The organism is Mycolicibacterium monacense, from assembly GCF_010731575.1.
Taxonomy (GTDB): domain Bacteria; phylum Actinomycetota; class Actinomycetes; order Mycobacteriales; family Mycobacteriaceae; genus Mycobacterium; species Mycobacterium monacense.
The window spans coordinates 894408-917835 of record NZ_AP022617.1 but is presented as its reverse complement, the minus strand read 5'-3'; the positions used below and the strand labels follow the sequence as shown (position 1 = coordinate 917835).

The 23428-nt window shown below is 67.2% G+C and carries 28 protein-coding genes; 17 read left to right on the top strand and 11 right to left on the bottom strand.

Annotated features, from left to right (window positions below; genetic code table 11):
• Positions 1-44: 44 nt before the first annotated feature.
• Both G6N49_RS04520 and G6N49_RS04515 read left to right on the top strand, forming a co-directional pair.
• Complete coding sequence (locus G6N49_RS04520; RefSeq protein WP_011561062.1) at positions 45-485, top strand: hypothetical protein; 441 nt, start codon at positions 45-47, stop codon at positions 483-485.
• Between the two features lie 152 nt (positions 486-637).
• Positions 638-976, top strand: coding sequence for a hemophore-related protein (locus G6N49_RS04515; protein WP_011561063.1), 339 nt, complete (start codon positions 638-640; stop codon positions 974-976).
• Between the two features lie 22 nt (positions 977-998).
• Here G6N49_RS04515 and G6N49_RS04510 read toward each other — a convergent pair whose 3' ends face one another.
• Together G6N49_RS04510 and G6N49_RS04505 are read right to left on the bottom strand one after the other, a co-directional pair.
• The gene (locus G6N49_RS04510) at positions 999-2174 is read right to left on the bottom strand and encodes an acyl-CoA dehydrogenase family protein (protein ID WP_083045403.1); all 1176 of its coding nucleotides are present in this window, start codon (positions 2172-2174) and stop codon (positions 999-1001) included.
• Positions 2158-3156, bottom strand: coding sequence for an acyl-CoA dehydrogenase family protein (locus tag G6N49_RS04505; RefSeq protein ID WP_011561065.1), 999 nt, complete (start codon positions 3154-3156; stop codon positions 2158-2160). The genes G6N49_RS04510 and G6N49_RS04505 overlap by 17 nt, the downstream gene beginning before the upstream one ends.
• Positions 3157-3424: 268 nt before the next feature.
• On the opposite strand from G6N49_RS04505, the gene G6N49_RS04500 reads away from it, so the two are divergent.
• From G6N49_RS04500 to G6N49_RS04485, 4 genes are read left to right on the top strand one after another with little or no spacing between them, the layout of a single operon-like run.
• Positions 3425-4582, top strand: a complete 1158-nt coding sequence (locus G6N49_RS04500; RefSeq protein ID WP_083045404.1) for an amidohydrolase family protein — start codon at positions 3425-3427, stop codon at positions 4580-4582.
• The gene (locus tag G6N49_RS04495; RefSeq protein WP_011856233.1) at positions 4579-5721 is read left to right on the top strand and encodes an amidohydrolase family protein; all 1143 of its coding nucleotides are present in this window, start codon (positions 4579-4581) and stop codon (positions 5719-5721) included. Before G6N49_RS04500 ends, G6N49_RS04495 begins: the two co-directional genes overlap by 4 nt.
• Before the next feature lie 3 nt (positions 5722-5724).
• Positions 5725-6114, top strand: a complete 390-nt coding sequence (locus G6N49_RS04490; protein ID WP_011561068.1) for a Rieske (2Fe-2S) protein — start codon at positions 5725-5727, stop codon at positions 6112-6114.
• The gene (locus tag G6N49_RS04485) at positions 6111-7031 is read left to right on the top strand and encodes an alpha/beta fold hydrolase (RefSeq protein ID WP_083045405.1); all 921 of its coding nucleotides are present in this window, start codon (positions 6111-6113) and stop codon (positions 7029-7031) included. The genes G6N49_RS04490 and G6N49_RS04485 overlap by 4 nt, the downstream gene beginning before the upstream one ends.
• Before the next feature lie 5 nt (positions 7032-7036).
• Here the strand turns inward: G6N49_RS04485 and G6N49_RS04480 are convergent, their stop codons facing one another.
• Entirely contained in the window at positions 7037-7510 is a 474-nt protein-coding gene (locus tag G6N49_RS04480) for a hypothetical protein (RefSeq protein WP_011768321.1), read from the bottom strand.
• A 37-nt stretch (positions 7511-7547) separates the two neighbouring features.
• Here G6N49_RS04480 and G6N49_RS04475 point away from each other — a divergent pair, with 37 nt between their 5' ends.
• The 10 genes from G6N49_RS04475 (at position 7548) to G6N49_RS04430 (ending at position 16918) form a co-directional block, all read left to right on the top strand.
• Positions 7548-8849, top strand: a complete 1302-nt coding sequence (locus G6N49_RS04475; protein WP_011561071.1) for an NADH-ubiquinone oxidoreductase-F iron-sulfur binding region domain-containing protein — start codon at positions 7548-7550, stop codon at positions 8847-8849.
• Positions 8846-9160, top strand: coding sequence for a ferredoxin (locus G6N49_RS04470; RefSeq protein WP_011561072.1), 315 nt, complete (start codon positions 8846-8848; stop codon positions 9158-9160). Before G6N49_RS04475 ends, G6N49_RS04470 begins: the two co-directional genes overlap by 4 nt.
• Positions 9161-9162: 2 nt before the next feature.
• Positions 9163-10815 (top strand): thiolase C-terminal domain-containing protein, encoded by a 1653-nt coding sequence (locus G6N49_RS04465; RefSeq protein ID WP_011561073.1) that lies wholly within the window; start codon positions 9163-9165, stop codon positions 10813-10815.
• Positions 10812-11762, top strand: a complete 951-nt coding sequence (locus G6N49_RS04460; RefSeq protein WP_011561074.1) for an alpha/beta fold hydrolase — start codon at positions 10812-10814, stop codon at positions 11760-11762. Before G6N49_RS04465 ends, G6N49_RS04460 begins: the two co-directional genes overlap by 4 nt.
• A complete protein-coding gene (locus G6N49_RS04455) occupies positions 11763-12581 on the top strand; it encodes an NAD(P)-dependent oxidoreductase (RefSeq protein ID WP_083045406.1) in 819 nt (272 codons plus the stop codon). It begins immediately after the preceding gene.
• A complete protein-coding gene (locus G6N49_RS04450) occupies positions 12578-13396 on the top strand; it encodes an NAD(P)-dependent oxidoreductase (RefSeq protein ID WP_011561076.1) in 819 nt (272 codons plus the stop codon). Before G6N49_RS04455 ends, G6N49_RS04450 begins: the two co-directional genes overlap by 4 nt.
• Positions 13397-13497: 101 nt before the next feature.
• Positions 13498-14700: a cytochrome P450 gene (locus G6N49_RS04445; RefSeq protein ID WP_011561077.1), complete on the top strand. Its 1203-nt coding sequence runs from the start codon at positions 13498-13500 to the stop codon at positions 14698-14700.
• Positions 14697-14897, top strand: coding sequence for a ferredoxin (locus G6N49_RS04440; protein WP_011561078.1), 201 nt, complete (start codon positions 14697-14699; stop codon positions 14895-14897). The genes G6N49_RS04445 and G6N49_RS04440 overlap by 4 nt, the downstream gene beginning before the upstream one ends.
• A gap of 28 nt (positions 14898-14925) precedes the next feature.
• Positions 14926-16143 carry a cytochrome P450 gene (locus tag G6N49_RS04435; protein ID WP_011561079.1) on the top strand — a complete coding sequence of 406 codons (1218 nt, stop codon included), beginning with the start codon at positions 14926-14928 and terminating at the stop codon, positions 16141-16143.
• Positions 16144-16147: 4 nt separating this feature from the next.
• Positions 16148-16918, top strand: a complete 771-nt coding sequence (locus G6N49_RS04430; RefSeq protein ID WP_011561080.1) for an alpha/beta fold hydrolase — start codon at positions 16148-16150, stop codon at positions 16916-16918.
• On the opposite strand, the gene G6N49_RS04425 is transcribed toward G6N49_RS04430, so the two are convergent.
• From G6N49_RS04425 to G6N49_RS04415, 3 genes are read right to left on the bottom strand one after another with little or no spacing between them, the layout of a single operon-like run.
• The gene (locus tag G6N49_RS04425; RefSeq protein ID WP_011561081.1) at positions 16915-17367 is read right to left on the bottom strand and encodes a hypothetical protein; all 453 of its coding nucleotides are present in this window, start codon (positions 17365-17367) and stop codon (positions 16915-16917) included. The genes G6N49_RS04430 and G6N49_RS04425 overlap by 4 nt on opposite strands.
• Positions 17364-17888 carry a hypothetical protein gene (locus G6N49_RS04420; protein WP_011561082.1) on the bottom strand — a complete coding sequence of 175 codons (525 nt, stop codon included), beginning with the start codon at positions 17886-17888 and terminating at the stop codon, positions 17364-17366. The genes G6N49_RS04425 and G6N49_RS04420 overlap by 4 nt, the downstream gene beginning before the upstream one ends.
• Positions 17885-19252: an aromatic ring-hydroxylating oxygenase subunit alpha gene (locus G6N49_RS04415; RefSeq protein ID WP_011561083.1), complete on the bottom strand. Its 1368-nt coding sequence runs from the start codon at positions 19250-19252 to the stop codon at positions 17885-17887. Before G6N49_RS04415 ends, G6N49_RS04420 begins: the two co-directional genes overlap by 4 nt.
• Positions 19253-19537: 285 nt before the next feature.
• On the opposite strand from G6N49_RS04415, the gene G6N49_RS04410 reads away from it, so the two are divergent.
• Positions 19538-20137 (top strand): TetR/AcrR family transcriptional regulator, encoded by a 600-nt coding sequence (locus G6N49_RS04410; protein WP_011561084.1) that lies wholly within the window; start codon positions 19538-19540, stop codon positions 20135-20137.
• Positions 20138-20158: 21 nt separating this feature from the next.
• Here G6N49_RS04410 and G6N49_RS04405 read toward each other — a convergent pair whose 3' ends face one another.
• The 5 genes from G6N49_RS04405 to G6N49_RS04385 form a co-directional block, all read right to left on the bottom strand.
• Positions 20159-20446 carry a DUF1330 domain-containing protein gene (locus G6N49_RS04405; protein WP_011561085.1) on the bottom strand — a complete coding sequence of 96 codons (288 nt, stop codon included), beginning with the start codon at positions 20444-20446 and terminating at the stop codon, positions 20159-20161.
• 18 nt (positions 20447-20464) lie between these two features.
• Positions 20465-20656, bottom strand: coding sequence for a ferredoxin (locus G6N49_RS04400; protein WP_011561086.1), 192 nt, complete (start codon positions 20654-20656; stop codon positions 20465-20467).
• Positions 20653-21960 carry a cytochrome P450 gene (locus G6N49_RS04395; protein ID WP_011561087.1) on the bottom strand — a complete coding sequence of 436 codons (1308 nt, stop codon included), beginning with the start codon at positions 21958-21960 and terminating at the stop codon, positions 20653-20655. The genes G6N49_RS04400 and G6N49_RS04395 overlap by 4 nt, the downstream gene beginning before the upstream one ends.
• A 94-nt stretch (positions 21961-22054) precedes the next feature.
• A complete protein-coding gene (locus tag G6N49_RS04390; RefSeq protein WP_011561088.1) occupies positions 22055-22585 on the bottom strand; it encodes a carboxymuconolactone decarboxylase family protein in 531 nt (176 codons plus the stop codon).
• The gene (locus G6N49_RS04385) at positions 22582-23427 is read right to left on the bottom strand and encodes a TauD/TfdA dioxygenase family protein (RefSeq protein WP_011561089.1); all 846 of its coding nucleotides are present in this window, start codon (positions 23425-23427) and stop codon (positions 22582-22584) included. Before G6N49_RS04385 ends, G6N49_RS04390 begins: the two co-directional genes overlap by 4 nt.
• Between the last annotated feature and the right edge of the window lies 1 nt (position 23428).

Sequence of the window (23428 nt, the reverse complement as noted above, 5' to 3'; positions counted from 1 at the left end):
CAAGATGTTTTGATGACAGCGGTCAAGTACCGGAAGGGACGACGATGAAGCGCTTCAAACTCTTCGTCGCGGCAGCCGCGATCATGATGGCGGCGGGCGTCGTCGCACCGCCGCCCGCGCACGCCATGATGGTTCTGGGCAACTATGACCTGCAGACCAACCGTTACACGCAGGCGTCATGGGTCTGGTTCGTCACCAACTGCTACCCGGACAAGCAGCCGGACTGCGCCTATGTGCGGGCGAGGCCGCGCCTGAAGTTCTACGCGTACTACGAGGGTACGGCGCAACTGGTCAACGGTCGCTACACCATGACCGTCGACGTACCCGACGGCCTGCGCTGCCCGGGACACAGCATGCCGACCCGCGAGACGTATTCGTGGGACGAGGTGAGCCTCGTCGGGACCATCGACTCGGTGTACAACGTGGGCTGCTTCAACGGCCCGCCCGGAACTCAGTTCTGGACGTTCAAGCTGCAGAGGCTGTAGCGGCCCACGCCGGGGACTCGGCACCCGTCAGGTTTGCTCGAGGGGATGAAAAGGTAACAGTTCCACTGTTATCGTCGATATATCTGCTGTCGGGTGATCTTGTGCCCGGTGAAGCGCTTCGACAAGAGAAATTCCGAGAAAAGGGTGTACGCATGCTGAAGCTGTCGCGCAAGAACATCGCCATCACGCTCGGCGGCCTCGCCGTGGCGATCCCACTTTCGGCAGGCGTTGCGTCGGCGCAACCCAACCTGGGGCCGATCATCAACACCACCTGCACCTATGACCAGGTGATCGCGGCGCTCAACGACCAGCACCCCGACCTGGCCGCACAGTTCGCCCAGCAGCGCAGCGGCCAGCAGGCGGTGCGCAACTTCCTCGCCGCATCCCCGCAGCAGCGGCAGGCGACGGTGGCGTTCCTCCAGAGCAACCCGACCGCACAGGCCTACTTCGGGCCGATCTCGAACGTCGCCGCCACCTGTAACAACTACTGACGCGGTGGCCGCGCGGCTGAACTCAGGCGCGCGGCAACCCCAGTACCTGCGTGGCGATGATGTTGCGCTGGATCTCCGAGGTTCCGCCGGCGATGGTGCCGGAGAAACTGCGGGCGTAGCGCTCGAACCAGCTGGCGAAGTAGTGGTCGAGGTTCATGTGCTCATAGCGCCCGGTCGTCGAGGGGTGCACCAGCCCGGCGGACCCGGATGCCGTCAGCGCCGCATCAGCGGCCCGCATCTCGGCCTCCGAGCCGAACAGCTTGAGCACCGACACCGATGCGGTGTCCATTTCCCCGCGGGCGGCGCGCGCCAGCGCGGCCGAGCCCATCGCCCGCAGCGCCTGATAGTCCATGATCATCGACGCATACTGGTCGCGCTCGATTTCGGTGGTCGGCCGGAAGTCGGCGATCACGTTGTCGATGCGGTCGGCGAAACCGAGCCACATCATCGTGCGCTCGTGACCCAGCGAACCGTTGGCCACCTTCCAGCCCTGGTTCAGCGGGCCGACGAGGTTCTCGGCGGGCACCCGGGCGTCGGTGAAGAAGACCTCGTTGAAGTCCTTGTTCTCCTCGCCGCACAGATCGGCGAAGGGACGGCACACCACCCCCGGCGTATCGGTCGGGATGATCAGCGCACTGATGCCCCGGTGCTTGGGCGCATCCGGATCGGTGCGCACGAACGCCAGCAGGTAGTCGGCGTCGTGGGCGCCGGAGGTCCACACCTTCTGCCCGTTCACCACGAAGTGATCGCCGTCCTGCACCGCGCGTGTCCGCAGTGACGCGAGATCCGATCCGGCGCTGGGTTCACTCATGCCCAGCGAAGCGGTGAGTTCCCCGCGCAGCACCGGCACCGCCCACCGGTGTTTCTGCTCGTCGCTGCCGAAGGTGATCAGCGAGGCGGCGACGATGTTGACGCCCTGCGGGTTGAAGCTGTGGTAGATCCGTCGCCGGCACAGTTCGTCGAGGTGGACGAACTGCTGGAGCACGGAGGCGTTGCGGCCGCCGAACTCCGGCGGCTGTGCGGGCAGCAGCCAGCCGTTGTCGAACAGCAGCCGCTGCCAGTCGCGCGCCCACTGCGGCATGTGCGAGACCGACCGCGGCCGTTCGAGCGTGGCCGATTCGGGCGGCAGATTCTCGTCGAGGAAGGCCGCGAACTCGGCGCGGAACTGCTCGACGTCGGAATCAAAAGTCAGCTGCATGGAATTCCTCCGCGATCGTCGCACGGTGCTCGGCCGCACCGCCCAGCAGCAGTTCGCCGGCCTTGGCCCGCTTCAACGCGAACTGCAGATCGTTCTCCCAGGTGAACCCCATCGCGCCGAAGAGCTGCAGGCCGTGCCGGAACACCAGCGACTGGCACTCCCCCGCCGCCGCCTTGGCCATCGACGCGGCGAGCCGGCGCCGCGGGTCGTCGGCCGCGATGGTCAGCGCGGCGAAGTACGCCAGGGCGCGAGCGCGTTCGACGGCCACGTGCATGTCGACAGCCTTGTGCTGGACGGCTTGGAACGACCCGATGGGCACCCCGAACTGCTGGCGTTGTTTGACGTGGTCGAGGGCCAGGTCGAGGATCCGCTGGCAGGCGCCGACGGTGGTGACCGCGATACCGGTCAGCGCGAGGTGACGCGCCCGTTCGGAGTCGGTGCGCACCCGGTCGGTGTCGGGCACCCGGACAGCGTCGAACGAGACGTCGGCGACGTGCAGCACCGGATCGAAGACCGGGCTGCGGCGTCGGATCGCGACGGCGGCGTCGACGACGAAGACACCGGCGTCGGTGACCACCGCGAGACGGTCGGCGCGGTCACCGTCGAGCACGTAGCGCGCGGCCCCGTCGAGCACCCAGCCTTCGGTGTCGCGCACGGCGCTGATCCCGTCGTAGACTGCCGCACCCGCCTGCTGCGGATCGAACCGGTCCGCCGCCAGCGGCGCGTACTGCGTCATCGTCGACAGGAACGGCGTCGGATCGGTGGCCCGCCCCATCTCCTCGCACACGATCGCCAGCTCGACGGCGTTCTCGGGATCGGTCAGCTCCGTCCATCCCGCGTCGACGTAGCTCTTCCACAGCGGCGTCGGATCGACGCCGTTCTCGGCGATTTCGCGGACCAGCGAGGCCGGGCACTGTTTGGTGACCGCGTCACGCACGGTCTCCTGCCACAGTCGCTGATCCGCATCGAACTCGAGTAGCATCCGGCGCCTCCTGGTGCGGTGTCACGACCATGCGAGAATAGCATTCTCATTATCCGTCCACCCGTTCTCCCTCTCCGACCGTCAAGTTTCCTAAGCGCACCGCTGCGCGACTGACCAGCACATCCGTTCACCTGCGGTGATGGCAGGCAGGGTAATGAGAACTCGGTTCTTGCCTTTGAAGAACTTCGATTTACACTGGCTGTGAGTCCGGTCATCGCCGCACACGCGCGAAGCCGTCTGCGCTCCGGACGAACATCGGAGGACAACCTTGGTCACAACGCATCCGGACGGGACGCGCTCACCCCTGATCGACGCCAGCGTGCACATCTTCGTCAAGTCGAACAAGGACCTGCGACGCAACTTCCTGCAGGAGCCATTCCGGAGCCGCGGGTTCCCCGACTACGAGATGGACTGGTACGGCGCGCCCGGCGGCGAGTACGCCAAGGGCACCGAGGGTCCGGACGGCCAGTACCCCGGCTCGGATCCCGACGTAGTGGCCAAGCACCTGTTCGACGACCGGGGGGTGGACGTCGCGATTCTGCATCCGATGACCCGCGGCATCATGCCCGACCGCCACCTCGGCACGGCGATCGCCGCGGCGCACAACGAGATGATGGTGACCCGCTGGCTGGAGCATTCGCTCCACGGCGACCGCTTCCGCGGGACCATCCGCGTCAATCCCGACGACATCACCGGCGCCCTGCGGGAGATCGAGAAGTACCGCGACCATCCGCGCGTCGTGCAGCTCGGGGTGCCGCTGCAGTCCCGCGAACTGTATGGCAAGCCTCAGTTCTGGCCACTGTGGGAAGCGGCGGCCGACGCCGGATTGCCCGTCGCCGTGCACTTCGAGGTCGGCTCCGGCGTCATGCTGCCGCCCACACCCAACGGACTGACGCGCACCTACGAACAGTTCGTCGGCTTCACCGCGATGAATTTCCTCTATCACCTGATGAACATGATCGCGGAAGGGGTATTCGAAAGGATGCCCGCGCTGAAATTCGTCTGGGCCGATGGCGCCGCCGACCTGCTGACCCCGTTCATGTGGCGGATGGACTGTTTCGGGCGGCCGCACCTGGAGCAGACGCCCTGGGCGCCGAAGATGCCCAGCGATTACCTGCCCGATCACGTCTACTTCGTGGAAGGCAGCCTCGACGGCCCCGGTGACGTCGACTTCGCCGGTGAGTGGGCCGGGTTCACCGGCAAGGACGACATGGTGATGTACGGCTCGAGCTACCCGCACTGGCAGCTCAACGAACTGTCGGTGCCGAGCGCGTACACCGCCGAGCAGCGCGACAAATTGTGCTGGCGAAACGCCGCGCAGCTGTACGGCATCGAGTTGCCGGCAATCCCGGCCATCGCGTCCGCGATTCCGGCACAGTACGTCCGCGATTCCGGCACAGTAGAGGTAACGAGGAGGCCTTCATGACTGTCACAGCCAATCCACGGGTACCTGCCGCCGAACGCATCGCCGTGCGGTGCGTGGACAGCGACGTCCACCCGACCCCCCGTAGCGGCGAACTCGGTCAGTACATCCCCGAGCCGTGGCGCAGTAGGTATTTCGGCACCCACAAGGTGGGCGACCAGATCTACTACGACGCGCCCGACTATGCCCACTCCTACGCGATGCGCGTCGACTCGTTCCCGCCCGACGGCGAATTCGCTTGCAGCGATCCTGATCTGGCGTTCAAGCAGCTGATCATGGAGGCCGGCGCGGACATTGCGATCCTGGAGCCCGCCGCCTACCCCGCGCGCATTCCCGAAGCGCAGCACGCGATGTCCGTCGGGCTCAACGACTGGCAGGCCAATCACTGGCTGGACAGCCACAACAACTGGCACGAGCGCTGGCGCGGGTCGATCTGCCTGGCCATCGAGGAACCTGAGGCGAGCGTCGCCGAGATCGAACGCTGGGTCGGGCACCCCTACATGGCGCAGATCCTGATCAAGGCCGAACCGCGTCCCTCGTGGGGTAACCCCAAGTACGACCCGATCTGGGCGGCGGCTGCCAAACACGACATCACCGTCGCCTGCCACCTGTCGCGCAGCCACTACGACGAACTGCCGATGCCGCCGGTCGGGTTGCCCAGCTACAACCACGATTTCATGGTCACGTACTCGCTGCTCGCGGCGAACCAGGTGATGAGCCTCATCTTCGACGGCACATTCGATCGCCACCCCAATCTGCGCATCGTGTTCGTCGAGCACGCGTTCTCGTGGATCCTGCCGCTGATGTGGCGGATGGACGCGCTCTACGAGGCCCGCAAGTCGTGGCTGGACATCAAGCGCAAGCCGAGCGAGTACGTCAAGGACCACATCAAGTTCACCACGCAGCCGCTGGACTACCCCGAGGACAAGACCGAACTCACCCGTGCGTTCGAGTGGATGGAGTGCGAGAAGATCCTGCTGTTCTCCAGCGACTACCCGCACTGGACGTTCGACGACCCGCGCTGGCTGGTCAAGCACCTGCCCGAACATGCCCGTGAAGCAATCATGTTCCGCAACGGCATCGAGACCTACAAGCTGCCGGACACCGTGCCGGCTCTCGAGGGCCAGGTGCGGGTTTTCTGACACATGGACAAGGACAAGACGCCCCGCCTGGCGCAGGGGCGTGAACACATCGTCGCCACCGTCGACGAGATCCCACCCGGCTCACACAAGATCGTGCCGATCGGCCGCCACGGCGTCGGCGTCTACAACGTCAACGGCACCTTCTATGCGATCGCCAACTACTGCCCGCACGAAGGCGGTCCCCTGTGCCTCGGCCGCGCCCGCGGGCGCACCGTGGTCGACGACGACGTGCCCGGCGACGCGGTGATGGTGCGCGACCTCGAGTACATCTACTGCCCCTGGCACCAGTGGGGTTTCGAGTTGGCGACCGGAACCACCGCGGTCAAACCGGAGTGGAGCATCCGCACCTACCCGGTCCGCGTGGTCGGCAACGACGTGCTGGTGATGGCATGACGACAACCGACGACACCACCGAGCAGGTGGGCCCGCAACTCAAGCGCGGCGAGAAGGTCATCGAGATCAACGGCGGCAGGGTCGTCTACGAGATCCTCGGCAAGACCGGCGATTTCATCGCGCTCACGCCGGGTGGACGGTTCAGCAAGGACATCCCCGGGTTGCGACCGCTGGCACAGGCGCTGGTCAAGGGTGGCTACCGGGTCCTGCTGTGGGACCGCCCGAACTGCGGGAAGTCCGATGTGCAGTTCTACGGCCAGAGCGAATCGCACATGCGGGCCGAGACGCTGTACCAACTGATCACCACGCTCGACATCGGGCCGTGCATCCTGGCCGGCGGATCCGGCGGGGCGCGCGATTCGATGCTCACGACGATGCTGTACCCGGAGATCGTCACCAAGCTCGTCGTGTGGAACATCGTCGGCGGCGTGTACGGGTCGTTCGTGCTGGGCTCGTACTACATCGTGCCGAGCATCCTCGCGGTGCGCGGTGCGGGGATGAAGGCCGTCGCGCAGGTGGCCGAATGGCAGGAACGCATCGCGGAGAACCCCGCCAACCGGGACCGCATCCTGAGCCTGGACGCCGACGAGTTCCTCAAGTTGATGTTGCGCTGGCTCAACGCTTTCGTGCCCAAACCCGGGCAGACGATCCCGGGTGTGGAGGACGAGATGTTCGACGACATCCGGGTGCCCACGCTGATCATCCGCGGCGGGGAGAACGACCTCGACCACCCCAAGCGGACCTCCCTGGAGGTCAGCTGCCTGATCAAGGGCTCGACGGTCATCGACCCGCCGTGGCCGGAGGACGCCTGGGAACGCGCCGGCGAGAAGCGGGCATCCGGGAAGGTCAAGCGGTTCAACATGTTCGACACCTGGGTGCAGGCCGCCCCGGCCATCCTCGACTTCCTGGGCCGGTGAACGTGTCAGACGGTCCGGATGTGCACCTCACAGTTGAGCGAGGCCTCCAGCGCGGTGTGGATGCGGCTCTCCGGGATCCGCTCGAGGTCGGCCTTGCGCAGCGTCACGTGCACGACGTCCCACCCAGCATCGTCCGCGGTGCGGGTGACGTCACCGGCCAGACCGAAACCGGCCAGCACGCCGTGCGCGTCGTCGTCGGTGCCGCGGCTGATGTAGGTGAGCACACCGGCGACCGGTTCGGTGCCGAACGCCTCCGCGCACAGACCGAGCGCCGTCTGGGTGAGACTGCCGGGGTCGTCGCCGGCGATCAGCAGCTCGGCTTCGCGCCGGCCCGGCGGCATGGCGGGCAGGTTGTTGTCCACGATGTCCGCGCCCGCCGCGCCCCCGAGTTCGCGCAGGCGCGACATGCCGTCGGCTAGCTGCGCGGGTGTCAGTTCGCCCGCCGGGTCCACCCCCACCCGCACCACCGCAGTTCTCATGTCGGCCAGCCTATCCGCGAGGACAAAGTAGAAGCAGATGAACCCCACCGCCGCAACCGATCTCACCACCGCCGTCTGGCCGGGCACCACGCCGCGTCTGCTGCACGTGCCCGCCGGGCGGGAGGACTACGCCGACTACGCGCAGTCCGGCGGCTACCGCGAGCTGCCCGACCCCGAACGACTGCTCGAGGAAGTCGAACTGTCCGGCCTGCTCGGACGTGGCGGTGCCGCGTTCCCGATGGCGGTCAAACTGCGCTCGGTGCGCGATCACGGCCGTACCCGCGGCGGCGCCGTCGCGATCGCCAACGGCGAAGAGGGCGAACCCGCGTCGATCAAGGACCGGTGGCTGCTGCGGCACCGCCCGCACCTTGTGCTCGACGGTCTGCGCCTGGCCGCGCGCGTCGTGGAGGCCGAGCGCGCAATCGTCTACGTCTCCGATCCGGAGTCCGCCCGCAGTGTCGAAACCGCGCTGACACAGGTCGATTCACCGGTTCTGGACGGTGTGTCGATCAGCGTCGTGGTCGTCGACCCCGGTTACGTCGCCGGTGAGGAGACCGCCGCCGTCCGTGCCATCGACGGGGGGCCCGCCAAACCGACGGACAAGCCGCCGCGGCCGTTCGAGGAGGGGGTGGGTGGGCTGCCCACACTGGTCAGCAACGTCGAGACGCTCGCCAACCTGCCGTATCTGCACGAGCACGGGGCGCGGGAGTACCGGTCGGCGGGCACACCGTCGTCCCCCGGCACCTTCCTGGCGACCGTCACCGGCGGTGGCGGGCCACCGGCGCTCTACGAGTTGCCGCACGGTGTCGCCCTCGCCGATGTGCTGACCTGGCACGGGATCTCGCCCGATTCGGTCAGCGGCGTGCTGATGGGCGGTTACTTCACCGGGCTGCTCAACCGTGACGTCCTCGACGCGACGCTCGACCACGAGGCGCTGCGCCGCCTCGGCAGCGGTCTGGGCTGCGGGGCGGTCGGGGTGCTGACCGACGAATGCCCGGTCGCGGTGGCCGCATCGGTGCTGGCCTACTTCGACCGCGAGAACGCCGGACAGTGCGGATCCTGTTTCAACGGGACCGCCGCCATGGCGGCCGTGGCTGTGGCGCTGCGCGACGGCGTGGCCTCCGACGACGATCTGGCCCGGCTGGAGCGCTGGTCGGTGGTGCTGCGGGGGCGGGGTGCGTGCGGGACGCTCGACGCGGCCACGAACGTCGCCGCCAGCCTGCTCACCGCGTTCCCGCAGGCGGTGGCCCGGCACCGGGAGGGCAGCTGTGATCGCTGCGCCGTCGACCTGTACGACGTCCGACGACCCTACGAAGTGGAGGCGGTGGTGAGCGCGTGAGGATCCGACTCGATCGCACGATGTGCGACGGCTTCGGCATCTGCGCCAAGCACGCACCGGAGTACTTCTCGCTCGACGACTGGGGTTACGCCTCGCTGATCGGCAACGGCACCGTGCCCGAGGCCGATCGACCCGCAGTGCTGCGGGCGTTGCTGGACTGCCCCGTCCACGCCATCATCGAGATGCACGAAGGAGAGCCGGTGCACGACAGGCCATCCCAACCAACACCGGGTGCGGTATCGGCGGATGACGACGCGAACGGCGACCACGCGGACGCCGTCCGCGACGAGCGCATGCTTCCGGGACTGTAGACATGGCCGACATCCCGGGCCGGCCGCTGCCGCAGGTGACCGCGCAGAACGAGTTCTTCTGGACCGCGGGCGCCGACGGTGAACTGCGCATCCAGCAGTGCCAGGACTGCGAGTCGCTGATCCACCCGCCCCAACCGATCTGCCGGTACTGCCGCAGCCAGAAACTGGGCGTCCGCACGGTGTCGGGGCGGGGCACACTGGCGGGTTTCACCGTCAACCACCGGTTCGGTTTCCCCGACCTGCCGCCGCCGTACGTGGTGGCGCAGGTGGCGATCGACGAGGACCCGCGGGTCCGGTTGACCACCAACATCGTCGAATCCGACCCCGACGGCCTCGAGCTGGGCCAACCCGTCGAGGTGGTGTTCCAGCAGGCCGACGACGTCTGGCTGCCGCTGTTCCGGCCGGTCGCCGGCGACCCGGGCGAGTTGCCTGCCGACGAGATCGCCCCCGAACGTTTCGGCGACCACATCCGGCCGATGCTGCGCACCGAGAAGTTCGAGCAGCACTCGGCGATCACCGGTATCGGGGCCTCGCGGCTCGGTCGCCGGCTGATGGTGCCGCCGCTGTCTTTGACCATCGAGGCGTGTGAGGCCGCGGTCGCCGATGCGGGGCTGACCCTGGACGACATCGACGGGCTGTCGACCTATCCGGGACTCGACGTCGCGGGCATGGGCGAAGGCGGGGTCACCGCACTCGAGGGAGCGCTCGGGCTGCGGCCCACGTGGATCAACGGGGGTATGGACACCTTCGGTCCGGGCGGCTCGGTGATCGCCGCGATGATGGCCGTGGCCACCGGGATGGCGCGGCACGTGCTGTGCTTCCGCACGCTGTGGGAGGCCACGTTCGGGCAGCTGCTCAAGGAGGGCAAGATGGCGCCGCCCGGGGGCGGGCGGACCACCAGCTGGCAGATGCCGTTCGGTGCGACATCGGCGGCCCACACCCTGGCGCTCAACGCCCAACGGCATTTCCACCGGTACGGCACCACCCGCGAGACGCTGGGCTGGATCGCGCTCAACCAGCGGGCCAACGCCGCGCTGAACCCGACGGCGATCTACCGCGATCCGATGTCGATGGAGGACTACCTGTCGGCCCGGCCCATCACCACACCGTTCGGCCTCTACGACTGCGATGTGCCGTGCGACGGTGCGGTCGCGGTCGTGGTCTCGGCGGTCGACGCCGCCCGGGACATGCCGAAGAAGCCGGTGTTCATCGAGGCCGTCGGCACCCAGATCGTCGAACGCACCGACTGGGACCAGACGACACTGACCCACGAACCGCAGGTGCTCGGCCAGTCCGCACACCTGTGGACCCGAACCTCGTTGCGGCCCAGCGATGTCGACGTCGCCGAACTCTACGACGGCTTCACGTTCAACTGCCTGTCCTGGATCGAGGCCCTCGGATTCTGCGGGATCGGCGAGGCGAAGGACTTCCTCGACGGCGGCCACAACATCGCCCGCGACGGCGTCCTGCCGCTCAACACCCACGGCGGTCAGCTCTCCCACGGCCGCACCCACGGGATGGGCCTGATGCACGAAGCCGTCAGCCAGTTGCGGGGCGAGGCCGGGGATCGCCAGGTGGCCGACGCACGGGTGGCCGTGGTCAGCAGCGGCGGCCTGACGCCCAGTGGTGTGCTCCTGCTGAGGAGCGACGCGTGACCGCGCACGTGAGGAGCGAAGACGGCACCGCGCACGCGAGGAGCGAAACAGCACCAGCACCGCGTCCGCGGGTGGTGATGGTCGACGGCGTGCCGATGTCGGGACTGGTGGCCGAGGCCGACGGGCAGCCGCGTGCGGTGGTGGTCGCGCTGCACGGCGGGGCCAGCACGGCGGCCTACTTCGACTGTCCCGGTCACCCGCGACTGTCGCTGCTGCGCCTGGGCGCGCGGCTGGGGTTCACGATGATCGCCCTCGACCGGCCGGGCTACGGCAGCTCCGCCCCGTATCCGGACGCGATCGAACACCCTGAGCAGCGGGTCGCGCTCGCCTACGGTGCAGTAGATGCGATGCTCGGCGAAAAACCGCGGGGCGCAGGTCTTTTCGTGGTCGCACATTCGAACGGATGCGAACTCGCGCTGCGGATGGCCGCACACGACCGCGACGGCCTGATCGGGCTGGAACTGGCCGGCACCGGGCTGCGCTATCAGGACGCGGCGCTCGACATCCTGCGCGACGCGGGTCCGACCCGGCGTCCGCCGGGTCTGCGGCAACTGCTCTGGGAGCCCGCCGACCTGTATCCCCCGGCGGTGCTGACCGGGATCACCAACTCCTCCACGGGCGCACCGTACGAGGCCGCGATGGTGCGGGACTGGCCCGGTCGGGACTTCCCGGCAGTGGCCGCCGGGGTGCGGGTTCCGGTGCGGTTCAGCCACGCCGAGCACGAGCGAGTGTGGTGCTCCGACGCCGAGGCGCTGGCGGGGATCGCGGACGTGTTCACCAACGCACCGCGGTTCGTCACCGCCGAACAGGACAACGCCGGGCACAACCTCAGCCTCGGGGTGACCGCCGCGGCCTATCACCTGAAGGTGTTGTCGTTCGTCGAAGAGTGTGTCGTCTCGCAGGGCGCCGAACAGCAGGTAGCCGAGAAGAAGATGGAGGTGGGTTAGATGCGCGTCGGATTCATCGGCCTGGGCAGTCAGGGTGGCCCGATGGCGCGGCGGATCGTCGAAGGCGGTTACGAGCTGACCCTGTGGGCCCGGCGCCCCGCCAGCCTCGAACCGTACGCCGACACCGCGGCCAAGACCGCGGGCAGCCCGGCCGAGCTCGCCGCCGCCAGCGATCTGATGTGTGTGTGCGTGGTCGGCGACGACGACGTCCGCGAGGTCCTCTACGGCGACACCGGTGTGCTCGCGGGTCTCGCGCCTGGAGCGATGATCGCCATCCACAGCACCGTGCACCCCGACACGTGCAGAGAGATCGCGGAAAAAGCGGCGGCCCAGAATGTTTCGGTGATCGACGCCCCCGTGAGCGGCGGCGCCCCCGCCGTCGAGCAGGGCAAGCTGCTGGTGATGGTCGGCGGTGAGGAGGCCGACGTCGAGAAGGCGCGTCCGGTGTTCGCGACGTATGCCGACCCGATCGTGCACCTGGGGCCGCTGGGCAGCGGTCAGGTGACCAAGATCCTGAACAACCTGTTGTTCACCGCCAACCTCGGCAGTGCGCTGAGCACACTGGAACTCGGCGAATCGCTCGGCATCCCCCGCACCCAGCTGGCCGAGGTCCTCAACGGCGGGTCGGCGACCAGCAAGGCGCTCGGCAGCATCAGCATGTTCGGCGGGACGGTCGAGGCGCTGGCGCCGATCGCCGGTGCGCTGCTGCAGAAGGACGTCCGCCACGCGGCCAGCATCGCGGCGAGGGCGTCGGCCCCCGAGGGCTCCGTCTTCACCGCGGCCGACACCGCCCTGGAATCGATGGACCACCCGAGGTGAGCCGGGTCGGCTTCGTCGGTGCGGGCCGCATGGGCGCACCGATGGTGCGCCGCCTTGTCGGCGCCGGCCACACCGTCACCGCACTGGGCCGCACCCCGGAGAAGCGCGCGGCGGCATCGGATTTGGGCGCCGCCACGGCGGCGGAGCCGGTCGACGTCGCCACCGGCGCGGACATCGTGGTCGTCTGCGTGTTCACCGACGATCAGGTGCGCGCGGTGTGCCTCGACGGCGGCCTGCTCGCGGCGATGGCGCCGGGCGCGACCCTGGTGATCCACACGACGGGCAGCCCGGACACCGCCCGGCTGCTCGCGGCACGGGGACGCGACCACGGGGTGGACGTCGTCGACGCACCGGTGAGCGGCGGACCGCATGACATCGCCGCCGGGGCGGTGACGCTGTTCGTGGGTGGCTCCGAGGCCGCCGTCGAGCGGGCGCGTCCGGTGTTGGCCGCCTACGGCGATCCGATCCTGCACGTCGGGCCGCTCGGCGCCGGGCAGAGCGTGAAGCTGGTCAACAACACGGTGTTCGCCGCGCAGATCGGGCTCTTGCGCGAGGCGGTCCGGCTCGGCGGTGCGCTCGGGGTGGCCGAACCCGATCTGCTGACCGCGCTGACCCACGGCAGCTCGTCGAGCCGCGTGTCGAACATGATCGCCGGGCGCGGATCGGTCGATGCGTTCATCGACATGGCCGGCGCGTTCGTGGGCAAGGACGTCGATGTGGTCAGGGCGATCGCCGCCGCCGCGGGTACCGACCTGGGTCTCCTCGACGAGGCCATCTCGGCGGGCATCGGCGACCGGAACGCCACGCCGACGTGATCGCCGAACTCGCGTCCGGAAGAGACGAAAACTGTTAGCTTTACAGTAAATATGCTTTACGTAACGCTTCCGGCTATCAGCCCGCCGCGAAGGAGGAGCCCATGACCAAGCCACGACTGAAGTTCGACCCGGTCTCGCAGGAGTACTTCGACAACCCGTACGAGATCTACCGGCGGATGCGCGACGAGGCCCCCGTCTACTACGACGAGGCAGAGGACTTCTACGCCCTGACCCGTCACGAAGACGTGGCCGCGGCGCTGAAGGATCACGAGTCCTTCTCGTCGTCCCGCGGATGCGACCTGGCCATGGTCAGGTCCGAAGAGGGACCCGCGAAGTCGATCATCTTCATGGACCCGCCGGAGCACCGGCACATGCGCAGCCTGGTGAACAAGGCCTTCACTCCCCGCGCCATCCAGTCCCAGCGCGAGACGATCACCGAACTCGTCGAGCACTACCTGTCGCAGGTCGATCCCGACGGCTTCGACGTCGTCCAGGACTTCTCCGGCCCGTTCCCCGTCGAGGTGATCACGCGGATGGCCGGCGTGCCCGAGGCGTTCCGCCAGCAGGTGCGGCACTGGATCGACAAGGGCCTGGAACGCAAGCCCGGCCAGCTCGCGTGGTCCGACGAGAACATGCAGGCCAACATCGATTCCGGGGTGTACTACTACGGCCTGGTGCAGGAGCGGCGGCGCAACCCCCAGGACGACATGATCAGCCGGTTGATCGCCGCGGAGATCCCCGGCGAGAACGGCGAGATGCGCAAGCTGGACGATATCGAGATCACCGGCTTCACCTCGTTGCTGGGCGGGGCCGGCGCCGAGACGGTCACCAAGCTGGTCGGCAGCGCAGTCGTGGAGTTCGCGCGCAACCCCGAACAGTGGCAGCTGCTGCTCGACGACCGCAGCCTGATCCCCGCCGCCGTCGAGGAACTGCTGCGTTATGTCGGTCCGGTGCAGTACAACGTGCGGTACACGCTGAAGGAGGCCGTGCTGCCCAATGGCACCGTCCCCGCGCACAAGCCGGTGTTCCTGATGAACGCCGCTGCCAACCGCGATCCGCGGGCGTTCGACAACGCGGAAACGTTCGACATCACCCGTGACCGCGCGCAGGCGCAGAACCTCGGCCTCGGGTACGGCATCCACAGCTGCCTGGGCGCGGCGCTGGCCCGCATGGAGACCGCGATCGCGCTGGAGCATCTGCTCGACTTCATGCCGCGCTACGAGGTCGACTTCGACGGGTTGGAACGGGTCCACATGCAGAACGTCGCGGGGTACCACCATGTCCCGGTGAGGGTGCTGAAGTGACCCGCAGAATAGAGGTCGATTTCGGGCTCTGCGAGAGCAACGGGGTGTGCATGGGCATCATCCCCGAGGTCTTCGACCTGGACGACGAGGACTACCTGCACGTGCTGACCGACGAGGTCACCCCCGAGAACGAAGAACAGATCAAAGAAGCGGTGCGCCAGTGCCCGCGCCAAGCCATTTCAATCCGCGAAGAATGAGATGCATCGCGGCCGACCGGGAGAGTGAATGACCACCCCGAAGACCAATTCCGATCTCGTATTCGACCCGTTCTCCGAGGAGTACTTCAACGAGCCGTGGGAGATCTACCGGCGCATGCGCGAAGAAGCGCCGGTGTACTACAACGAGGAACTGGACTTCTATGCGCTGTCCCGGCACGCCGATGTGGCCGCGGCGTTCAAGGACTATCAGACATTCTCTTCGGCCTATGGCCTAGACTTGTCGATGGTGAAAACCGGTGAACCGGCTCCGTTCAAGATGATCATCCTGATGGATCCGCCGGAGCACCGGCAGATGCGCAGCCTGGTCAACAAGGTCTTCACCCCGCGCCAGATCGCGAAGCTCCAACCGATGGTCGAGGAGACCATCGACTCGTGCTTCCGCGCCGCCGATCCGGAGCACTTCGACGTCGTGCAGGAATTCGCGGCGTTCTTCCCGGTGGAGGTGATCACCCGGATGCTCGGCGTCCCGGAGGATCGCCGCCAGCAGGTGCGCCAGTGGGTGGACACGTCGCTGCACCGCGAACCCGGCCAGGAGGAGATGTCCCCGGAGGGTATGCAGGCCATCGCCGACGCGATGGGTCTGTACTTCGAGCTGATCGCACAGCGCCGGGAGAACCCGCAGGACGATATGTTCACGGCGTTGGTCCAGGCCGAGATCGAACGTGAGGACGGGCGCATGGAGCGCCTCGACGACCTCGAGATCGCGGGTTTCGCAACGCTTCTCGGCGGCGCAGGCGCCGAGACCGTGACCAAGCTGATCGGTAACGCGGCGGTCACGTTCGCCCGTTTCCCCGACCAGTGGCAGAAGCTGCTCGACGATCGCAGCAAGATCCCCGCCGCCGTCGAGGAACTGCTGCGTTACGAGGCGCCGGCACAGTACAACGTCCGTCGGTCGATGCAAGACGTGACGATCCACGGGGTCACCATCCCGGCCGGCAAACCCGTGTTCCTCTTGGGTGGTTCGGCCAACCGCGATCCCGAGGCGTTCACGAACGCCGACACCTTCGACATCGACCGTGACCGCACCGAGGCGCAGAACCTCGGCTTCGGGTACGGCGTGCACAGCTGCCTGGGCGCGGCGCTGGCCAGGATGGAGAGCGCGATCGCGCTGGAACGCCTGCTCGACTTCATGCCGCGCTACGAGGTGCTGTGGGACGAGTGCCGCCGGGTGGCGATGCAGAACGTCGCCGGCTGGTCGCACGTCCCGGTGCGTGTGCTGCGTTAGCGCCATGCGATTCGTGTTCGTGCACGGCGGGTTTCATGCCGCGTGGTGTTGGGAGGACACGATCACCCAACTGCGGGCACTCGGTCACGACGGCGTCGCCGTCGACCTGCCCGGCCATGGTGCCCGAATCGGCGAGGAGTCGACGCTGGCCAACCGCCGCGACGCGGTGGCCGCGGCGCTGACAGACGGCGAGCCGGACAAGAGCGTCCTCGTCGGGCATTCCGGCGGCGGTTTCGACGCCACGCTGGCAGCTGATGCCCGCCCGGATCTGGTCAGCCACATCGTCTACCTCGCCGCTGCACTCCCTCGCGAGGGGCGCACCTATCCGGAGGCGATGGCGATGCGTGACTCCGAGGCGGGCGAATTCGATGCCGATGTCGGAGAGATGTTGAGCTATCTGCGATTCGACGACGACGGCGCGATGTGGTTCGCCGATTTCGACGGTGCCTGGCGCTACTTCTACCACGACTGCGACGAGGACACCGCGCGGTGGGCGTTCGAGCGGCTCGGCCCGGAGCGGTTCGGCGACACGACGGTCACACCGGTTTCGGTGCCGACGTTCTGGGCGGCCGACCTCCCCCGCAGCTTCATCCGCTGCCTTCAGGATCAATCGATGCCGCGCTGGCTCGCCGATACCGTCACCCGCAGGCTCGGCGTGGAACAGTTGACCATCGACGCGTCCCACTCGCCGTTCCTCAGCAGGCCGCGCGAACTCGCCGAACTACTGGTGGACGCGACCGCCACGAAACCGGTCGCACCGCTGCAACCGCACTAGTCGCCCTGGAAGTCGGGCAGCGTGGCGGGGTCGGGGAGCTGCATCTGCAGGTAGACGGCGATGTACCGAATCTTGTTGTCTGCGTTGAACTCGTACACCGAGGCGCTGTTGACCACGCTGCTGAAGTCACCGATCCGACTGCGCTCCTCGAGTTCGAGGAACGCCACGTCGGCCGTCTCGGTGAGACGCTTGAACGAGCAGTCCCAGTCCGAGGACTTCGCCCAGTTGGTGAGGAACTCGACGTACTCGTCCCAGTTCATCACCTCCTTGAAGGGGCCGATGCGGATGAACTCGTCGACCGCGATCAGCTCGGCCAGCGGGGCCCAGCTGTCCACCGAGAATCCGGGATCCTTCGCACTTTTCACCAGACGGCCCATCGTCTGGCTGTACTCCAGCACCGCCCGCGACCGTCCGGTGCTCTCGCCGATGACGTCCTCGATCGTGGTCACACCGTCTCCCCCGCGGCCGCGAGCGTGCGCTCGAGGGCTTCGACGTACTCTCCGGTGCCGTTGAACGGCCCGTGCACACCGATCGCGACGTCGAGGAAGGCGTTGTACTCGTCGTTGACGTGGGTCTCCCACCGGGTGATCTGACCGTCGTCATCGGTCTTGATGAAGCTGTACGAGTAGAAGCCCATCTTCACACCGTCGGTGGTGTGGCCTTCCCACCGCGTCTTCATCACGACGCCGTTTTCGGCAGGCCAGTAGTCGAAGCTGGCCGGCTTCCAATCCGGGAAGCTCAACGAGTACGCCTTCGCCTCCATCGTGGAGGCCTTGGCGGTGTCGGTGGGGAACTCGCTGAGCTTGAACACCTGGTCGCCGGTGAAGTACGGCGATACGTACACGCCGTCCTCGGCGAATTTCCACGCGTCGGCGAAGGCTTCGCCGTCCTTCACACCCTGGCGCAGATAGGCGTCGCGATACGCCTCGGCCATCCGGACGTGGTGGGCGATGCGCTGTTCGAGGTTCAACGTGTCCTGCTTTCCATGTAGCGGTCGACGACCGAGTGGTAGTGGGCGATGACGACTTCTTCCTTGACCAGCGACATGTGATCGAGCCGGTCGTTGCGCAGGCCCTTCTGCTGCCGGGGCATCTGCTCGTAGTCCTGCTGAAGCGCCTCGAAGTACTTGTGGCTTCCCGGCGTGTCCACCACGATCGCCTCGGCCCGGACGGCGTCGCGGAACTCCTGCGGCACATACATGTAGCTGGCCACGTGCCAGATGCATCGGTTCGGGTCACCGTCGGGGTGCGGCGCCGACATGATGACGTGGCATTCGCCGGCGCGCACCGTCATGAAGTAGTTCGGGAACAGCACCCAGCCCTGGTTGTCGACCATCTGGTCATCGGTCAGGGCGCTGACGTCGAGCCCCATACCGGTCAGCACCTCACGGGTGGCCTGCTGCAGCAGGAGACGCGCGGTGACGCCCTCCGGGAAGTCCACGTTCCCGTCCGAATCCTGGTAGGGCGCAATCAGTTCCTGGAAGCGCGGGATCACCGCGACGGTGCCGGGGAAGGTTTCGGGCAACGCCAGGATCCCTGCGACCTGATCCTGCACGCCGGCACCGACGACTTCGAAGGGGGCCATCGCGACGCTGTGGTTCTCGAAGAACCGGTAGCGCGCGGTCCTGGGATTGATGTGCAGCACCTGCAGCAACTGGGGATGGATCCCGTTGATGTGGTAGCCCTCTTCGAAGGCGTCCATCACGACTTTCCAGTTGCAGTCGATGGCCTCGGTGACGTCCATGACCGTGGTGAACTGCTCGATGTTGTACGGCTCCAGCAGGGTGACGACGTCCTCGCCGAGGTACTCCCGCAGTGGTTCCGCATCGGGATCCGGATTGAGGAAGAGGAAGCCGGCGAAGGTGTCGACCGAAACCGGGAGCAGAGAGTTCTCGGTCTTGTCGATCGGCCCGGCGAGGTCTTCGCGCAGCATTCCTTTCAACCTGCCCTCCAGGTCATAGGACCAGAGGTGGTACTGGCAGAGGAATCCGCGCTTGGCGTTGCCGGTCTCGGTGACGCACAGCGCGTTGCCGCGGTGCCTGCAGGCGTTGACGAAACCCCTGAGCGTGCCGTCCTTTCCACGGACGATGATGAAGGACTGATCGAGGATCTGGTACTTCTTCCAGTCGCCGGGCTTCGGCAGGTCCTCGACGCGGCCCGCGATCTGCCAGACGCGCATCCAGATCGCATCCCGCTCGCGCGCCGCGTAGTCCCGACAGGTGTAACGGTCGGTGGGGATGGTCGTGTTGAACGTCCCGGGCTCCACGTCATCCAGACTCGAGCCGAGACCGGATGCGGGATCGAGCCAGTCTCCTGGGCGAGTTGCCGGCAACAAGGTGGTCCTCCTCTGTCGAGGGCTTTGTCGAGGGCTTTGTCGAGGACGCTCCCGGCGGTGGAGGTTTCGTCCGGGCGAGGGCTGCCCGAGGAAGCCTCACGCCGGCTGTCCTGGAGCGAACCAGTGCCCACTGCGTGTGACGCGACTCACTTTATACACTTATGTATCTCAGATACAACGCCGTATGTAAAGTGGTGGAGATCACATCGCGAGGGTGGCCGCATCTGTCGAAAGGCCACACTCGGGCCGGGTCACGGTCACCAACCGTGATGGGAGGATGTCCCCGTGGCTGAACGCTGGACCAAAGAGCGCCGTACCGAGCACACCCGGCAGATCTTGTTGGACGCCGCAGAGGAAGTCTTCGCGCGCAAGGGATTGACCGGCGCGGCGCTCGAAGAGATCGCCGAGGCCGCGGGATTCACCCGCGGCGCCATCTACTCCCAGTTCGGCGCGAAGGAGAAGCTGTTCCTGGCGGTCGTCGACCGCCAGCGTCAGCGGTTCCTCGACGGTTTCGCCGAGGTGATGATGTCGTTTCACCGCCTCAGCGACGTCGACATCGACGAGTTGGCCGAGCGGTGGCGCCAGTTGAGCAGCGGAGCCGACCGAGCGGCACTGGGGTACGAGCTGACCTTGTTCCTGCTGCGCCACCCCGACGCGCGGGAAAGCGTGGCCACTCAACGCCTGGAAACCGTTCGCGCACTGGGCGAATTCATCAGCAAGAACGTCGCCCGGATCGGCGGCACGCTCACCATCGAGGCGGAGACACTGGCCCGGGTCGTCCTGGCCGCCAACGACGGCATCACCCTCGACAGTCACCTCGACGGCGAGGACCTCTACCGCCCCTACCTCCAGCTCGTCATGTCGAGCGTCCGAACGCCGCAGTGACAGACGAAGCGGCCGCTACCGCTATCCCAGGCCGGAAACGATGACCCCGTTGCAGTCGGCCGCCGCCTGGCGCAGTTTCGCGGCCGCCTGGTACTCGTCGGAGTAGTACCACTGCTTCGCGGCGTCGACGGACTCGAATTCCAGCAGCACCGTCTGGTTGCCGTGCCACTGCCCTTCCAGGTTCTCGACCGCCGGACCGAACGCCAGCACCTTCGCGGTGCCCATGGTCTGGCCGGCGAGCTTGCCGTACTCGGCCATACCGGCCGGGTCCTTGACGTCCTCGGTGAGTAGCACGTACGCCTTGGGCACTCTGATTCTCCTTGTCGATCAGTCGATTTCGATGATGGCACGTTCGGGGCAGTTGGCGACGGCGTCGCGGGCCGCGCTTTCCAGTTCGGCTGGAACCTCTTCCGGATCGGCGACCGCCCAGCCGTCGTCGGTCATCTCGAACACGTCGGGACAGAGCGTCAGGCACATCCCGTGTCCGGCGCAGCGGTCCTCGTCGACGCGCACCTTCACGGCTTCTCCTCCGCTTCGACGCCGGTGGTGTCGAACTCCAGGTGCAGCTCTGTGAGGCCGCGCAGGATGTAGGTCGGGATGTAGTCGTACCGGCGTTCGCCGGCAGGGCCGTGGTGCGCCTCGCTGATCCGGATGTCGGTCGTGCGGTCGAGCAGGCGCTCGAGGCCGACGCGGGTCTCCGCGCGGGCCAGCGGTGCACCCGGGCAGCTGTGGATCCCGCGGCCGAACGCCAGGTGCTGGCGCGCGTTCTTGCGCTGCGGGTCGAATGTGTCCGGATCCTCGAAGCGGCGCGGATCCCGGTTCGCCGCACCGTTGATCACCATCACGGTCGTGCCCGCGGCGAGCGTCTCGTCACCGACGGTGGTGGGCACCCGAGACAGCCGGAAGTCACCCTTGACCGGGCTCTCGATGCGCAGGCACTCCTCGATGAAGTTCGGCAGCAGGCTGCGGTCTTCGCGCAGCGCGCGCTGGATCTCGGGCTGGTCCCCCATCACCTTCAGCGCGGTGGACAGCAGTCGCACGGTGGTCTCCTGACCGGCCGAGAAGACGTTGGTCGCCACCCGCACGACGTCACCGACCTCGGGCATGGTGCCGTCCGGGAACGATGCGGTCGCCAGGCCGGTCAGCACGTCGTCGCGGGGTTCGCGCCTGCGGTCCTCCACGTACTCGGCGAACACGTCGTAGAGGTACTCCAACGGCGTCTTCGTCAGCGCCTTGTCGGCGCTGCCCAGCGCGCCGCCGTGCGTGCCCTTCGCGAGCCGTTCGAGGAGTTCGGGCCGGTCCTCGTCGGGCACCCCGAGCAGGTCGGCGATCACCCGCAGCGTGAACGGGGCCGCGAACCCCTTGATGAACTCCCCCTGCCCCGGCGCCAGGAACTCGTCGAGGATGTCGTCGGCCAACTGCCACATCGCATCCTCGTTCTCCTTGAGGCGCTTGGGCGTGATCAACCGCATGAGCAGGGCCCGGTGGTTGGTGTGTGTCGGCGGGTCCAGCGTCGGCAATTGGTCGCTGAACGGGATCTCGTCACGGTGCTTCTCGATGAGTTCGGTGACGTCCCCGTCCTTGAAGTCCTCGAGCGGGATCGGGAACCCGGGGAACGGCCCCGTCACCGAGATGCACGAGGAGAAGGTCTCGGCGTCGTTGTAGACGTCCACGGCCTCCTGCCAGCCGGTGACCATGGTGACGCCGTAATGGTCTTCACGCGTGACCGGGCATTTGTCGCGGAGCGCGGCATAGAAGGGATAGGGGTCGTCGGTCAGACGACCGTCCCGGAAGAAGTCGACTGAGGTGAGATCCTCCGCCATGTGCTGCTCCATTCGATCCAAGAAGCGAGAACGTGATTCTCATCTTTGCGTATCAGGTTTTCACACCGGCGATGCGGCGTCAACGACAGGTCGCTCACACGTCCTCGGGCTCGATGCCGAAGGCGTTCACCGCCACCGCGAGCAATTGGTATCCGCCGATCGTGAACACCAGGTCCATGCATTGGCGGTCGTCGAGGTGACCGCCCAGCGCGGCCCAGGTGTCGTCGGAGATCGTGCTGTCCGACTCGAGTTCGTCGACCACCCTGATCACCAGCCCGTCCAGCCCGTCGCCCATGGCGCCGCTGCGGATGCCGGCTATCTCATCGACCGTCAGACCGGCGCGCTGCGCGAGGACGACGTGGTGGTCCCACAGGTAGTCGCACCGCCGCCACAACACCGCGCGCATCAGCGCCACCTCCCTGATCCGAGGGGTCAGCGTCGACTCCCGCAGGAGGTAGGCGTTGAACTCCAGATAGGCGCGGGTGAGCGGTTGGTGCCGGACGAGCGTGGCCAGCACGTTGCCCGCATCGCGTGGGTTCGCCCGGTCGGCGCCGAGCAACGGGCTCAACGCCCGCCGGACGTCGTCGTCCCAGCGGTCGGGCGGGAGCGGCGTCAGACGCGTCACTGGATCGGTTCGTCGCCGAGCACGGTGGTGCGCAGCATCTCCCGCGGTGAGTTCTCCGGATACGGCGCCGCGCGGTGCAGTACGCCGCGGTTGTCCCAGATGACGGTGTCACCGACCGACCAGGTGTGGCTGTAGACGAGTTCGGGTTGCGTGGCGCGGTCGAGCAGATCGGCCAGCAGGGCCCTGCCCTCGTCGAGGTCCATGCCGACGATGTAGTCGGCGGAGGCACCGAGGACCAGGGACTTGCGGCCACTTCGGTGGGTCCAGACGAGGGGATGTTCATGCGTGGGACGGGACCGCCACCGCGCCAACAACTCCGGCGACGGGTCGGGGGTGACGCGGCGCTGTGAGGCCTCCAGCGAGTGCACCACCCGCAGCGATGCCAACCGCTGCTTCTCGTCGTCGTCGAGGTGATCGTAGGCGCCGTAGGAACTGGCGAACTCGGTCTCCCCGCCACTCTCGGCCACCCGCCGCGCCGAGAGCACCGTCGCCATCTGTGGGTACTCGTCGCCGGTCGGGGTGCACCCGTCGATGTGCCAGTCGAACGTGGCGCGCAGATAGGCCGCCGAGGAGTTCTTCGACTTGTCGAGGGTGACCGGATAGATCCCCGCCACCGGATGGTGTCCGTCGGAGGAGTGGTCGACCTCGCCGAGGCGCCGGCAGAACTCGACCTGTGCCTGCGGGTCGAGGTGCAGACCCGGGAAGACCAGCACACCGTTGTCCTCGAGAGCCTCGAGCACCGCGGCACCCAGTGCCTCGTCGCCGGCCAGCGCATCCGGATCCAGCCCGGTCACCTCCGCGCCGACAGATGCGGTGAGCTTGTTGATCGTCAGCACAGTCATG